13 protein-coding genes are annotated in these 12077 nt (G+C 66.9%); 7 read left to right on the plus strand and 6 right to left on the minus strand.

Annotated features, from left to right (window positions below; genetic code table 11):
- Nucleotides 1–280 precede the first annotated feature (280 nt).
- The 3 genes from ACODS4_RS04125 to ACODS4_RS04135 are packed head-to-tail and all read left to right on the plus strand — an operon-like array spanning nt 281 to nt 2252.
- Entirely contained in the window at nt 281–811 is a 531-nt protein-coding gene (locus tag ACODS4_RS04125; protein ID WP_488861004.1) for a tetratricopeptide repeat protein, read from the plus strand.
- Nucleotides 745–1470 carry an RNA polymerase sigma factor gene (locus ACODS4_RS04130; RefSeq protein WP_488861005.1) on the plus strand — a complete coding sequence of 242 codons (726 nt, stop codon included), beginning with the start codon at nt 745–747 and terminating at the stop codon, nt 1468–1470. Before ACODS4_RS04125 ends, ACODS4_RS04130 begins: the two co-directional genes overlap by 67 nt.
- Nucleotides 1467–2252 carry an anti-sigma factor gene (locus tag ACODS4_RS04135; protein ID WP_488861007.1) on the plus strand — a complete coding sequence of 262 codons (786 nt, stop codon included), beginning with the start codon at nt 1467–1469 and terminating at the stop codon, nt 2250–2252. Before ACODS4_RS04130 ends, ACODS4_RS04135 begins: the two co-directional genes overlap by 4 nt.
- Here ACODS4_RS04135 and ACODS4_RS04140 read toward each other — a convergent pair.
- The 5 genes from ACODS4_RS04140 to ACODS4_RS04160 all read right to left on the minus strand — a co-directional run bounded on the left by ACODS4_RS04140 (nt 2249) and on the right by ACODS4_RS04160 (nt 5797).
- Nucleotides 2249–2446: a hypothetical protein gene (locus ACODS4_RS04140; protein ID WP_488861009.1), complete on the minus strand. Its 198-nt coding sequence runs from the start codon at nt 2444–2446 to the stop codon at nt 2249–2251. The genes ACODS4_RS04135 and ACODS4_RS04140 overlap by 4 nt on opposite strands.
- Before the next feature lie 48 nt (nt 2447–2494).
- On the minus strand, nt 2495–3022 hold the full coding sequence (locus ACODS4_RS04145; RefSeq protein WP_488861011.1) for a GNAT family N-acetyltransferase: 528 nt from the start codon (nt 3020–3022) through the stop codon (nt 2495–2497).
- Between the two features lie 123 nt (nt 3023–3145).
- Nucleotides 3146–4333, minus strand: a complete 1188-nt coding sequence (locus ACODS4_RS04150; protein ID WP_488861013.1) for a THUMP domain-containing class I SAM-dependent RNA methyltransferase — start codon at nt 4331–4333, stop codon at nt 3146–3148.
- A 68-nt stretch (nt 4334–4401) separates the two neighbouring features.
- The gene (locus ACODS4_RS04155; RefSeq protein ID WP_488861015.1) at nt 4402–5430 is read right to left on the minus strand and encodes a cation diffusion facilitator family transporter; all 1029 of its coding nucleotides are present in this window, start codon (nt 5428–5430) and stop codon (nt 4402–4404) included.
- Nucleotides 5417–5797, minus strand: a complete 381-nt coding sequence (locus ACODS4_RS04160) for a hypothetical protein (protein WP_488861017.1) — start codon at nt 5795–5797, stop codon at nt 5417–5419. Before ACODS4_RS04160 ends, ACODS4_RS04155 begins: the two co-directional genes overlap by 14 nt.
- A 193-nt stretch (nt 5798–5990) precedes the next feature.
- Between ACODS4_RS04160 and ACODS4_RS04165 the strand changes: the two genes are divergently transcribed.
- Nucleotides 5991–6410 carry an OsmC family protein gene (locus ACODS4_RS04165; protein WP_488861019.1) on the plus strand — a complete coding sequence of 140 codons (420 nt, stop codon included), beginning with the start codon at nt 5991–5993 and terminating at the stop codon, nt 6408–6410.
- Between the two features lie 32 nt (nt 6411–6442).
- Here the strand turns inward: ACODS4_RS04165 and sugE are convergent, their stop codons facing one another.
- A complete protein-coding gene (gene sugE / locus ACODS4_RS04170) occupies nt 6443–6760 on the minus strand; it encodes a quaternary ammonium compound efflux SMR transporter SugE (protein WP_488861021.1) in 318 nt (105 codons plus the stop codon).
- 261 nt (nt 6761–7021) lie between these two features.
- Between sugE and ACODS4_RS04175 the strand changes: the two genes are divergently transcribed.
- Genes ACODS4_RS04175 through ACODS4_RS04185 form a run of 3 tightly spaced genes read left to right on the plus strand, consistent with a single transcriptional unit; the run spans nt 7022 to nt 12053 of the window.
- On the plus strand, nt 7022–7330 hold the full coding sequence (locus ACODS4_RS04175) for an FAD assembly factor SdhE (protein WP_488861023.1): 309 nt from the start codon (nt 7022–7024) through the stop codon (nt 7328–7330).
- 53 nt (nt 7331–7383) lie between these two features.
- Nucleotides 7384–11007, plus strand: a complete 3624-nt coding sequence (mfd, locus tag ACODS4_RS04180) for a transcription-repair coupling factor (protein WP_488861025.1) — start codon at nt 7384–7386, stop codon at nt 11005–11007.
- Nucleotides 11004–12053 carry an ACT domain-containing protein gene (locus ACODS4_RS04185; RefSeq protein WP_488861027.1) on the plus strand — a complete coding sequence of 350 codons (1050 nt, stop codon included), beginning with the start codon at nt 11004–11006 and terminating at the stop codon, nt 12051–12053. Before mfd ends, ACODS4_RS04185 begins: the two co-directional genes overlap by 4 nt.
- Nucleotides 12054–12077 lie beyond the last annotated feature (24 nt).

The raw sequence follows: 12077 nt of genomic DNA on the forward strand, positions 1-12077 counted from the left end.
AGGACACCGCCCTTTCACGGCGGCGACACGGGTTCGAATCCCGTCGGGGACGCCATGTTTTCAGTGAAACCAAAAATCCAAATTGATTGATCGTCTGGACGCTGAAGCTGGTTGGCTTGGCGCGTCCAGTCTGCCCTGAATTTTGCGATGCCATGCAGGAATGCAAGGCGTTTCAGCGGTTGCGGGGCGCTTTGGAAAAATTTGACGAGGGCCGAATAAATCCTGGGGCTTGGGTGTTCTCCGCACGCATCGCTTTCCAACAGCCGCCAGGAGATCTTTTATGACCGCCAAGTCCGCTCTTTTTGCTGTGATGCTCATTGGTGGCCTTGCCGCCGGGGCCTTGTCGTCCGGTTCGGCCTTCGCCATGGGCGGCGACACCACCCCGGTGTGCAAGGCGGGCGAGGTGTATGACAAGAAGGTTGGCGCCTGCGTCAAGCAGAGCGGGGCCAATCTGACCGACGACAATCTTGCCGATTACGCCTATTCCCTGGCCAAGGCCGACCGCTACGCGGAGGCGCTTTCGGTCCTCGACCTCGCCAAAAATCAGAATGACCCGGTTGTGCTGAACTATCGCGGCTACGCCACGCGCAAGTTGGGTCGGACGGATGAGGGGATCTCGTATTATCTGCGCTCTGTCGCCTCCGCCCCAACCTATGCGAAAGTCCGCGAGTATCTGGGCGAGGCTTACGTCATCAAGGGACGTTTGGATTTGGCGCGCGAGCAGCTTGCGGCGATTCAGTCGATTTGCGGCGTCGCCTGCGAGGAATACCAGGATTTGAGCGAAGCGATCAACGGCACGTCCAAAAGCTGACAGGAAAGGGGCGGCGCGGTGGTCGCGCCGTCCCTTTGTCCTTGGCAGGTCTTGGGATGAACGGGATTATGGCGATCTTTCATGATGCGTCGTCCGGCGTTGATTGGTCGCGATCAACGGCGCACGGCAGGGCGCCAATTCAAGGAGGCGGCGCGATAGCCAGCGAAGCCGTGGTCCGGCATGGTTTGTCCGCCAATTTGGCGCGGCTTTGGCGTTATGGGTTCGTCCTGTCGCGGCAACGCGACGTGGCCAATGATCTGGTTCAGCAAACCTGCCTGCGGGCGCTGGAACGTCACGCGCAGTTTCAAACCGGCTCCGATCTGAGCCATTGGCTGTTCTCGATTCTCAACTCGATCTGGTTGAACGAAGTCCGGGCGCGGCGCGTTCGCGCTGGCCTGGGGATTGTCGACGCTGAGACGAATCTGACATTTGACGGCGCGCGTGAGGCCGAGACTCGCGTGATGGCGAATCAGGTGTTGCGTCGGGTCAACGAGTTGCCGGAAGCGCAGCGGGCCGCCGTGTTTCTGGCCTATGTGGAAGGCCTGTCATACCGCGAGGTGGCGGCCATTCTCGATGTGCCGATTGGAACGGTGATGAGTCGGCTTGCCGCCGCGCGCGTCAAACTTGCGTCGGCGATGGATGAGGGGCGCGCGCCATGACTGAGGAAACCAACACCCCGTCCGACGAGGAATTGACGGCCTTCCTTGACGGCGAGGTCGGCGCCGGGGAATCGGCCCGTCTCAGGGAACTGGCGGCGCGCGATCCGACCGTCGCCGCGCGGGTCGCGTTTCTGTCCCGCGCGACCCTTCCGTTTCGGGAGGGTTTTGAACCGTTGCTCGACGCCGCGCCCGAGGCCGATCTGCGGCGGATGTTGGACGGCCTCGCCCCGACGCCGACGGCGCGTTCCACGCAAGCCCTGCCGCGCCGTCGTTTGTTTGGCGCGTTGGCGGCGTCTGTGACCGTTGGCGTGTTGGCGGATCGCCTGTGGCTGGCGCTGTCCGACGCCGGAGAGGATGAGTGGCGCTGGCGAGAGGTGGTCGCGCAATATATGGCGCTCTACACACCGGCGACCTTCGCCGGGGACGCGCCAGACCATCAAACCCAGACGGCGCAGCTTGACGTCATAAACCAACAGCTTGGCCTTTCGTTGACGCCTGAATCCGTCGCCGTCGCCGGGGCTGAATTTCGCTGGGCGCTTCCTCTTGCCTATGATGGGCGCGCTTTGGCCCAGATCACCCACCTTGATCCGCAAACGGGTCCGCTGGCTCTGTGCATTCTGCGGCGGGACGGGGTTTCGGGCGACCTGCGGCAGGAGGAGCGGCAGGGGCTGAGGCTCGCCTTCTGGTCGGGCCGTCATCACGCGGTGCTGTTGATCGGTCACGCGCCCGCGCCGCAACTGGCGGCGAAAGCCTATGAGGCGCGCCGCCGCCTGCCTGTTTAGGGCGTCACCCGCTCGGTTGAGATGTCCGGCGGGGGCGCCTCACCAACCGCCGCCTCAATCGGCAAGTCTGTCGGCAAAGCCCCCGTGGTGTGGAGCGCCACGCGCAGGCCGCCGTTGGTGAAGCTCAAGGGGGTGGGGGCGAAGGGCAGGCCGGTGGCGCGGGCGAGAGCGGCGTCGCTCGTCACCACCGCCACGCGCCAGCCGCCGACCGAACTCTGCCCTTGGCAAAATTGGGACCAGCGTCACATCCATTCTTTCCGCAGGATCGCGTATTGCATCGTGTTCTCGAATCGTGGGGCGCCGTCGTCATCGGTCACGAAGGATATGAACTCTCGGAACAACCCCTCCCTTCTCATTCCCAATCTTTCGCACAAGCGTTGCGAAGCGATGTTGTCTTCCTCCACATACGCGTAGAGGCGCCGGGCGAGCTTCACCGTAAACAAGCTGTCGAAGAACGCCCGCGCGGCTTCGGACGCGTAACCGGCGCCGCCGAAATCCGCGTTGAAATTCCATCCAACCGAATAGGTGTCGGGAGGCTCATGCATCCAGAACAGGTCGCCGATCAACCTGTCGGAGTTTTTCAAACACACGGCAATATGCTCATCGCTGCCGCCGCGCGCCTCAGCTTCCGCTTGAGCAGCGTCAAGATCGGCCAACCTGAGAGAAGCAAAACAACTCGGCCTGGGTTGGCGCAGGTATGCAAACAGATCGGCGGCGTCACCCGACCTGAAATTTCTCAAAATCAGTCGGTCGGTTTCGACGACGTTCATTCGGACTTCCTCTCTGCTTTCATCCCTCTTTCCCACCTATGAACGGCGCCGACGATGGCAAGAGCGCCGACGCTTGCTGAGGCGAGCGGGGCGCCGTCGGAGCGGCATTTAGGCGTTTAAACGTTAAGCCACGTCTTCGGGGGTGGCTTCCGGCTCTCCCACGTCGATTGCCGTCGCCTCAATCGGCAGCGCCCCCGTGGTGTGGAGCGCCACGCGCAGGCCGCCGTTGGTGAAGCTCAAGGGGGTGGGGGCGAAGGGCAGGCCGGTGGCGCGGGCGAGCGCGGCGTCGCTCGTCACCACCGCCACGCGCCAGTCGCCGAAACGGGCCAGCAGGGTGCGGCCCAGCGCTTGATACAGCGGGAACAGCGCCTTGGGGTCGCCGATGCGCGCGCCATAGGGCGGGTTGACGATGACCAGACCCGGCGGGCCATCCGGGCGGGGCAGATCGCTGACGGCGTGCTGGTCGAACTGAACCCAGTCGGCCACCCCGGCCTTTTCGGCGTTGGCGCGGCTCATGGCGATGGCGCCGCCGTCGCGGTCGCTGCCGTAAAAACGCTGGGTCGGGGGAATGGCGGGGGCGGCGGCGCGCATCCGCTCCCACACCGCCGGGTCGAAGCTGGCGAAGCGTTCAAAGGCGAAGCTGCGGGTCCGACCGGGATTGAGACCGGCGGCGATTTCCGCCGCTTCGATGACGAAGGTGCCCGACCCGCACATGGGATCGACCACAGGTTCCCGCCCGTCGTAACCGCTCAAGCGCAACAGTTGGGCGGCCAGCGTTTCCCGCATCGGGGCCTTGTGGACGGCGTCCTTGTGGCCGCGCTTGTGCAGGGAGTCACCCGACGTGTCGAGGCTGATGGTGCAGAGATCATCGTCGATCCGCACCTTGACGCAGATGTCCGCCTCGGCGGAGATCGGCGCGCCGAGAGTCTCGGCGATGGCCCGCTCGATCCGCTGGGTCGCCGCCCCGGCGTGGTAGATGCGCGACGCCTTGCAGGAGGCCTCCACCCGCACCGGAACGTCGGCGCGCAGCGTGTCGCCCCAGGCCACGCGGCGCGCCCGCTTGTCGAGCTGGGCCAGATGCAGGGCGCGGAAGGAGGCGATGCGGGCGAGCACGCGGGTGGCGCCGCGCAGTTCCAGATTGGCCCGCCACACCTCCGGCCAGCCGCCGGTGACGGTGACGCCGCCCTTGATGGCGACCGCGTTGGCGAAGCCCTTGGCTTGGGCCTCCGCCAACAGGGCGGGTTCCAGACCGGGGGCGGTCACAAGGAAAAGTTCCAGAAGATCGGCGGGGGAGGGGGCGGTTGTCGTCATCCCCCTACATAGCCCGCCTGCGGACGGCCATCGACAGAATTCTATCGACCCTCACGCCCTATCGCCCCTCACACCACGTTGGGCGGGGCCAGGCGGCAGAAAGCGCCGTCGCGCTCCACCTGAACGGTGGCGTGGCCGATGCCGAAGCGTTCCTTCAGCGTCTTGGCGACGTTGTCGAGCAGGCTGTCGTCCGGCTCGCCGCCGGGGCGGACCAGATGGGCGGTCAGGGCGGTTTCGGTGGTGCTGATCGGCCAGATGTGCAGGTCGTGCACGGCGGTCACGCCCGGCAGAGCGGCGAGGTAACGCTCGACCGAAGGTTGATCGACCCCATCCGGCACGGCGGCCAGCGCCAGCCGGGTCGAATCGCGCAGCAGGCCCCAGGTGCCCACGGTGATGACGGCGGCGATGACCAGACTGGTCGCCGGATCCAGCCATTGCCAGCCGGTCAGGCCGATCAAGGCGGCGGCGATCACCACGCCCAGCGACACCGCCGCGTCGGCGGCCATGTGCAGATAGGCGCCCTTGATGTTGATGTCCTGGTGGCGTCCGCCCATGAACAGCATCGCGGTGAAACCGTTGATGGCGATGCCGATTCCGGCGACGATCATCACCGTGGTTTCGGCCACCGGCTCCGGCGCGCTCAGGCGGTTGACGGATTCCAGGGTGATGGCGCCGACCCCGATCAACAGGATCATCGCGTTGAGCAGCGAGGCGAGGATCGAGGCGTTGCCCAGCCCGTAGGTGTAACGCCCGCTCGGCGCCCGCCGCCCCATCCACACCGCCGCCCAGGCGATCAACAACCCCATGACGTCGCCCAGATTGTGCCCGGCGTCGGCCAACAGCGCGGTGGAGTTGGCCATCAGGCCATAGGCCGTCTCGACCAGAACAAAGCCGATGTTCAGCGCCGCGCCCAACGCGAAAGAACGGTCGTAAGAGATCGGGCCGTGGTGATGGCCGCCGCCCAAGCCGCCATGCGAATGGCCACCGTGCGAGTGGCCGCCATGCGGCTTGGCGTGGTTGTGGCTGGCGTGGGCGTCGTGGCCGTCGTGATCGTGGCCGTGGCCGCAATCGTGGCCGTGATCGTCACCATGCGGCATGGATCAACCCCTTCACGGTTGTGGCGGGCGTCGGATTCGTGGGTTGGGGCGTGGTCTTGTCGCCCATGCCGTGCCAGGCCCAACTGTAGCCGGCGTAGGCGGCGATGTAAGCGACGCCCGCCCCGCAGCCGACGGTGGCCGACGCGGCGACCGCCGACACGGCGATGGAGGTGGCGACTCCGCTGTTGACCAAGGGCATCAAAATCAACCCGCTGGTCAGCCCGCTGACGGTGGCCCCGCTGAGGCAGGAGATGACGGCCTGTTCGGTGAAGGTCGGGATCTCCTGCGCTTGGGCGGCGCCGACGGTCAGGGTTCCGGCGACGGCGAGCGGCAGGGCAATGGCGGTGGTCAGAAAGCGGCGCATCATCGCACCTCCGGGAACGGATGGTTGGTCGGTCGGGGCGGGCGACCGGACTCTGTCGGCATTATCGCCACCCGCTGCGGCGCGGCAAGGGCAAAGCGTTGCCTGATCGCCGCCGATCCGCTTAGTGTCGTCGCCTGGACGGGCGACGAAGCCCGTCAACCGATTGTTGGGCCGATTTTTTGGGAGAATGTGGATCATGAAGGCGCGTGTCACCTGGGTGGACGGCAAGATGTTCGTCGGCGAATCCGGCAGCGGCCATGCCGTGGTGATGGACGGCGCCCCGGAATCCGGTGGGCGCAACATGGGCGTCCGCCCCATGGAAATGCTGCTGATCGGCATGGGCGGGTGCAGTTGCTTCGACGTGGTGATGATCCTGGAAAAGGGCCGTCAGGCGATCACCGATTGCGTCGCCAGCATTGAGGCCGAACGGGCCGAGACCGACCCGAAGGTCTTCACCAAGATCCACATGCGCTTCACCGTGACCGGGCGCGGGCTGGACCCGGCCAAGGTGGAGCGGGCCATCGCCCTGTCGGCGGAAAAATACTGCTCCGCCTCCATCATGCTGGGGCAGACGGCGACGATCACCCATGATTTCGAGGTGGTCGAGGCCCCGTAAGGCGGACGCCGGGCGCGCCAGCCCGGCGACCGTCAGCCCGGCAACAGCTTCAGCCCGACGATTCCCCCGGCGATGGCCGCGACGCACAACAGCCGCGCGGCCCCCGCCGGTTCGCCGAACAGAATCATCCCCAAGGCCGCCGTGCCGACCGTGCCGATCCCCGTCCACACCGCGTAGGCCGTGCCGAGCGGCAGGCTTTTCACGGCGTAGCCCAGCAGCGCCACGCTGGCGAGCATCGCCGCGCCCGTCCACAGGCTTGGCCAGAGTTTGGAAAAACCTTCGGTGTGTTTCAGGCCGACGGCCCAGCCGATTTCAAACAATCCGGCGAAGAACAAGGCGACCCACGCCATGACGGCGCCTCCGTCTGTCTTGGAAGGCAGGGCCGTCCCCGCGCGTTTTGGCGATCCCGTTTGGCGTGCGGGGTCGTCCCCGCCGGGCTGAGCGTTCCATGTGGGGCGCGCCGCCCGCCGGGTCAAGCCTGGGGCTTGGCCGCGCGCAAGCGGTTGCATCGCCGACGCGGCCCGTGCAGGATGGGGTTCCTGAATGGTTCCCCCTTTCGCGCCTTCGGTCGACGCCGTGGGCGGCGGCGGGGCTTTTGATGTTGAGACAGAATGACCGAGCAAGCCCAAGCCATGGCGGACGCCGCCGAGAGCGCTGTTGAAGACCGCCGCAAGCGGCTGCGTTTCCGGTCCTGGCATCGCGGGATGCGGGAGATGGATTTGCTGATCGGCAGCTTCGCCGACGCCCATGTCGGCGGTTTCGACACCCCGATGCTCGACCGTTACGAAGCGCTGTTGGAGTTGAGCGATCCCGATCTCTACAATTGGATGTCGGGGCGCGAGCCGGTGCCGGTCGAGCATGACAACGACATCATGAAGCTGCTGATCGCCTTCCGCTACACCCCGCGCCAAGGCTCCTGACGCGCGCGAACGCGCCGATCCGGTCCTTATTCGCGTTTGTTGAGGCTTCTCCCTTGGTCAGTTTCGATCTCCAGCCCGGCCGCGCCGCCCGTCTTCTGATCGGCGGCGCGCCGGAAGGGCAGGACGCCCGCATCCTCGCCGAACTCGCCAAAAAGGCGGGGTCTTACGGGCTGCTCCATGTGGCGCTTGACGACGCCCGCGCGGCTTTGCTGACGGAGGCGCTGGCCTTCTTCGCGCCGGGGCTGGAGGTGCTGACCTTCCCGGCTTGGGATTGCCTGCCCTATGACCGGGTGTCGCCCAACGGCGGCATCGTCGCCAAGCGCATCGACACGCTGACCCGCCTGCTGGCCCGCCAGGGAACGCCGCCCAAGGAAGGCTGGAAGCCGCTGGTGGTGCTGACCACGGTCAACGCCGTGTTGCAAAAGCTGCCGCCGCGTTCGGCCTTCAAGGACGCGGTGTTCACGGCGACGCTGCGCGACCGGATCGATCTGGAAAAGCTGCAACGCTATCTGACCGGCAACGGCTACACCCGCGCCCAGACGGTGCGCGAGCCGGGCGAATTCGCCGTTCGCGGCGGCATCATCGACCTGTTCCCGCCCGGCGCCGACGAGCCGCTGCGCCTCGATTTGTTCGGCGACGAGCTGGAAGGCGTGCGCGCCTTCGACCCGATGAGCCAGCGCACCATCGAAAAGCGCGACCGGGTCGAGTTGAAGCCGATGTCGGAGGTCTTCCTCGACGAGGCGGGGATCGCCCGTTTCCGTTCCGGCTACCGCGAGCTGTTCGGGGCCGTCACCGGCGACGATCCGTTGTACGAGGCGATTTCGGCGGGCCGCTCCTATGGCGGGATGGAGCATTGGCTGCCGCTGTTCCATCACAGCCTGGACACTCTGTTCGATTATCTGCCGCGCGGCATCGTCTCGCTCGACCATCAGGCGGTGGAATCGCGCGACGAACGCATCGCCCAGATCGCCGATTTCCACAACTCCCGCGACAGCATGATGTCGATTGAAAAGCGGGCGGGGGCGCCGGTCTACAAGCCGATTCCCGTCGCCGCGCTGTTTCTCGACGCGCTGGGCTGGGACGCGCTGCTGGGCGAACGGGCGGTGGCGCAGTTGCAGCCCTTCGCCGTGCCGCCGGGCGTCAAGGGAACCTCCGACGCGGGCGGCAAGCGCGGCCATGATTTCGCCGAGGAGCGCAACCGCCCCGACGTCAACGTCTTCGACGCGGTGAAGGACCACATCCGGGCGTTGCGGGCCGACGGGCGGCGGGTGCTGATCGCCGGTTATTCGGCGGGGTCGAGCGACCGTCTGTCCGGCGTGCTGGCCGACCACGGCATTCCCGGTCTGGAGCCGGCCAACAGCATGGCCGACGTCCGCGCCTTTGATCGCGGCGTCATCGGCGTGATCGTGCTGGGGATGGAGCATGGCTTCGTCTCCCCCGATCTGGCGGTCATCACTGAACAGGACATTCTGGGCGACCGTCTGGTCCGCCCGGTCAAGAAAAAGCGCAAGGCCGCCAACTTCATCGCCGAACATTCGGCGCTGCATGAGGGCGACATCGTCGTCCACATGGATCATGGCATCGGGCGTTACGACGGGTTGGAGACGCTGGAGGTCACGGGCGCGCCGCACGACTGCTTGCGCCTGATCTATGAGGGCGGCGACAAGCTCTATGTGCCGGTGGAGAACATCGAGGTTCTCTCGCGCTACGGCTCCGAAGACGCCAACGTCCAGTTGGACAAGCTGGGCGGCGCTGGGTGGCAGGGCCGCAAGGCGCGGGTCAAGAAGCGGCTGAAGGACATGGCCGAGGCCCTGCTGAAGATCGCCGCCGAACGGATGCTGAAAAAGGCCGATCCGGTGCTGACCCCGGAGGGCGTCTATCAGGAGTTCGCCGCCCGCTTCCCCTATCCCGAAACCGACGACCAGTTGAAGGCCATCGAGGACATCTTCGGCGATCTGGCCAGCGGTCGTCCGATGGACCGGCTGGTCTGCGGCGACGTCGGTTTCGGCAAGACCGAAGTGGCCTTGCGCGCCGCCTTCATGGTGGCGATGAGCGGCCAGCAGGTGGCGGTGGTGGTGCCGACGACGCTGTTGGCCCGCCAGCATTTCAAGACCTTCGCCGCCCGCTTCGCCGGTCTGCCGGTGCGCATCGTCCAACTGTCCCGCATGGTCACGGCGCGCGAACAGACCCTGGCGAAAAAAGAACTGGCCGAGGGCGTGGCCGACATCGTCGTCGGCACCCACGCCCTGCTCGCCAAGGGGTTGGAGTTCAAGCGGCTGGGCATGGTCATCGTCGATGAGGAGCAGCATTTCGGCGTGAAGCAGAAGGAGCGGTTGAAGGAACTGCGCGCCGACGTGCATGTGCTGACGCTGACCGCCACGCCGATTCCGCGCACCCTGCAAATGGCGCTGTCGGGCGTGCGCGAGCTGTCGTTGATCGCCACCCCGCCGGTGGATCGTCTGGCCGTGCGCACCTTCGTGCTGCCCTACGACCCGGTGGTGATCCGCGAGGCGATTCTGCGCGAGCATTACCGGGGCGGCCAATCCTTCTACGTCTGCCCGCGCATCGAGGATTTGGCGACGGTGGCCGAACGGGTGCGGACGCTGGTGCCGGAGGTCAAGATCGTCACCGCCCACGGCCAGATGGCGGCGACCGAGCTGGAAGACGTGATGACCGCCTTCGACGAAGGCAAGTTCGAGGTGCTGCTCGCCACCAACATCATTGAAAGCGGCCTGGACATTCCCAACGCCAACACCCTGATCGTCCACCGCGCCGATCTGTTCGGCTTGGCCCAGCTTTACCAGATCCGGGGCCGCGTCGGCCGGTCGAAGAAGCGCGGTTACGCCTATCTGACCTACGCGGCGAACAAGCCGCTGAATTCCACGGCGCAGCAGCGGCTGCATGTGATCGAGACTCTCGACAGCCTGGGCGCCGGTTTCCAACTGGCCAGCCACGACATGGACATTCGCGGCGCCGGCAATCTGCTGGGCGAGGAGCAATCGGGCCAGGTGCGCGAGGTCGGCGTGGAACTCTACCAGCAGATGCTGGAGGAGGCCGTCGCCCACGCCCGCGCCGCGATGCAGGAGGGGGCGGTCGCCGCCGCCGCCGCGATGGAGTGGGTGCCGCAAATCAACCTCGGCACCCCGGTGTTGATTCCGGAAAGCTACGTCCCCGATCTGACCGTGCGGCTGTCGCTCTACCGCCGCATCGCCGATCTGGTGGACCGGGCGGAGGTGGACGGCTTCGCCGCCGAACTGATCGACCGCTTCGGCAAGCTGCCGGAGGAGGTGGACAATCTGCTGGACGTCGTCACCATCAAGCGTTTCTGCAAACAGGCGAACGTCGAACGGGTGGACGCCGGGCCGAAGGGGCTGGTGCTGACCTTCCACGGCAACAGCTACGCCGAACCGGCCAAGCTGCTGACCTACATCGCCCAGCATTTGACGCTGATGAAGCTGCGGCCCGACCACAAGCTGGTCTACAGCCGGGAATGGCCCGATCCCCAATCCCGCGTGCGCAGCGTGCAAAAGCTGGTGAAGGACATGGCGGAGATGGCGACGGGCGGCGGGGTTCCGCGCGCCGACGTTCCGCCCCCGCCGCCACCCCCGCCGCCGCCGCGCCCAACCGCGCTGAAGGCGGGGTCGCGCTTTGGCCGCCACATTCCGGGGCGGCGATGATGGACGCGCTGTCCCGCGCTGGTGATTCCAGAGCGGGCGATCTCAGGGCGGGCGATCTCGGGGCGGGCGATCTGGCGAGGCGGCTGGCGCGGGGCGATCACCGGGGGGAGGGCGACGCGGCGTCGGTCGCCGCCGAGATCGCCGCCAACCCCGGCGCGCTGCCCGATCTGGTCGCCTGCCTGTTCAGCCGCGACGCCACCGTGCGGATGCGCGCGGCGGACGCCCTGGAACGTCTGTCGCGCGGCCATGGCGCGTGGCTCGATCCCTATGGCGAGCGGCTGTTGACCGAGGCGGCGGCCATCGACCAGGTGGAGTTGCGCTGGCGTCTCGTTCAGATCCTGCCGCGCCTGACCTTGAACGACGACCAGCGCCGCCGCGCCCTGCGTCGGCTGTCCGACTGGTTCGAGACCAGCCCGAGCCGCATCGTGCGCAGCAGCGCGCTTCAGGCCGTGGTCGATCTGGCCGCACGCGACGCCGATTTGCGGGCGACGGCGGCGGACATGCTGGGCCGGGCCATGCGGTCGGGCGTGCCGTCGCTGGCCGCCCGCGCCCGCCGCATCCTGAAACCCTTCGAGGTGGACGAGGCGATTTTGACGGCGGCGCTGGTCCGCGAGCCGACCGGGCTGAGCCTGACCGTGCTGGAGGATCGTCTGGCGGTGGCGCAACTGCCGCCGGGCGCTGGCCTGCCCGCGTGGCTGGACTGGAGCGATCCGTTGGTCGGCGCCACCCGCACCGGCGAAGCCCTGTCGATTTTGTGCCCTGAGGCGCGGATTCCGGCGACGGTGGCGGCGGATCGCGGGTGGCGGGCCTTCCGGGTTGACGCCGCGAGCGTGGACGGGGCGGGCGATTCCGCCCTGTTCGGGGTGCTGGCGGCCATCGCCGCGCCCTTGGCCCAGGCGCAAATCGCCATTTTCGCCATGTCCACCGCCGCGTCGCACTATGTGCTGGTGCGCGCCGGGGATCTGGATCGGGCGGCGGCGGTTCTGGCGGCGAATTGCGAGGTCTGTTGGCAAGGCCAGCCATTGGATGACGATGCGGGGGCGTGATGGCGACGCGCTTCCGGGCGCTGA

The sequence above is a fragment of the Azospirillum sp. FG154 genome (assembly GCF_057809575.1).

What these genes read in the sequence shown, in the direction of transcription:
- sugE (WP_488861021.1), bottom strand. Translation starts at nt 6,760, where the DNA reads ATGGCGTGGGTCGCCTTGTTCTTCGCCGGATTGTTTGAAATCGGCTGG.
- ACODS4_RS04125 (WP_488861004.1), top strand. Translation starts at nt 281, where the DNA reads ATGACCGCCAAGTCCGCTCTTTTTGCTGTGATGCTCATTGGTGGCCTT.
- ACODS4_RS04175 (WP_488861023.1), top strand. Translation starts at nt 7,022, where the DNA reads ATGACCGAGCAAGCCCAAGCCATGGCGGACGCCGCCGAGAGCGCTGTT.
- ACODS4_RS04165 (WP_488861019.1), top strand. Translation starts at nt 5,991, where the DNA reads ATGAAGGCGCGTGTCACCTGGGTGGACGGCAAGATGTTCGTCGGCGAA.
- ACODS4_RS04160 (WP_488861017.1), bottom strand. Translation starts at nt 5,797, where the DNA reads ATGATGCGCCGCTTTCTGACCACCGCCATTGCCCTGCCGCTCGCCGTC.
- ACODS4_RS04145 (WP_488861011.1), bottom strand. Translation starts at nt 3,022, where the DNA reads ATGAACGTCGTCGAAACCGACCGACTGATTTTGAGAAATTTCAGGTCG.
- ACODS4_RS04135 (WP_488861007.1), top strand. Translation starts at nt 1,467, where the DNA reads ATGACTGAGGAAACCAACACCCCGTCCGACGAGGAATTGACGGCCTTC.
- ACODS4_RS04150 (WP_488861013.1), bottom strand. Translation starts at nt 4,333, where the DNA reads ATGACGACAACCGCCCCCTCCCCCGCCGATCTTCTGGAACTTTTCCTT.
- ACODS4_RS04185 (WP_488861027.1), top strand. Translation starts at nt 11,004, where the DNA reads ATGATGGACGCGCTGTCCCGCGCTGGTGATTCCAGAGCGGGCGATCTC.
- ACODS4_RS04155 (WP_488861015.1), bottom strand. Translation starts at nt 5,430, where the DNA reads ATGCCGCATGGTGACGATCACGGCCACGATTGCGGCCACGGCCACGAT.